The sequence below is a fragment of the Mesorhizobium sp. M2A.F.Ca.ET.067.02.1.1 genome (genome assembly GCF_004023285.1).
Classification (GTDB): domain Bacteria; phylum Pseudomonadota; class Alphaproteobacteria; order Rhizobiales; family Rhizobiaceae; genus Mesorhizobium.
In genome coordinates this window covers 1-531 of the sequence record NZ_RZSB01001390.1, presented here as the reverse complement: position 1 = coordinate 531, position 531 = coordinate 1, and the positions used below count along the sequence as shown (strand labels likewise).

Genomic DNA, 531 nt, shown 5'->3' with positions numbered 1-531 from the left:
CTCTTTCCCCACCGCCATCTTCTGGGCATCCGCGATCTTTCCCCCGCCGATATAGAGCTGCTGCTCGATCGGGCGGACCAGGCCGTGGCGATCTCGCGGCAATCGGAAAAGAAGACCTCGACACTGCGCGGCCGCACGCAGATCAACCTGTTCTACGAGGCATCGACCCGCACGCAGTCGTCCTTCGAGCTCGCCGGCAAGCGTCTCGGCGCCGACGTCATGAACATGTCGGTGGCGAGCTCCTCGGTGAAGAAGGGCGAGACGCTGATCGATACGGCGATGACGCTCAATGCCATGCGGCCGGATATCCTGATCATCCGCCACCAGTCGGCAGGCGCCGCCGCCCTGCTCGCCCAGAAAGTCGGCTGCTCGGTGGTCAATGCCGGCGACGGCGCGCATGAGCATCCAACTCAGGCGCTGCTCGATGCGCTGACCATCCGCCGCGCCAAGGGCCCGCTATCGAAGCTGATCGTGGCGATTTGCGGCGACATCCTGCATTCGCGCGTCGCCCGCTCCAACATCATGCTGTTG

The 531-nt window shown here is 64.6% G+C and carries 1 pseudogene; it reads left to right on the top strand.

Going from position 1 to position 531, the window contains the following annotated elements:
* Positions 1 to 531: pseudogene (pyrB, locus tag EOA28_RS37985) on the top strand (aspartate carbamoyltransferase catalytic subunit); the annotation flags it as partial.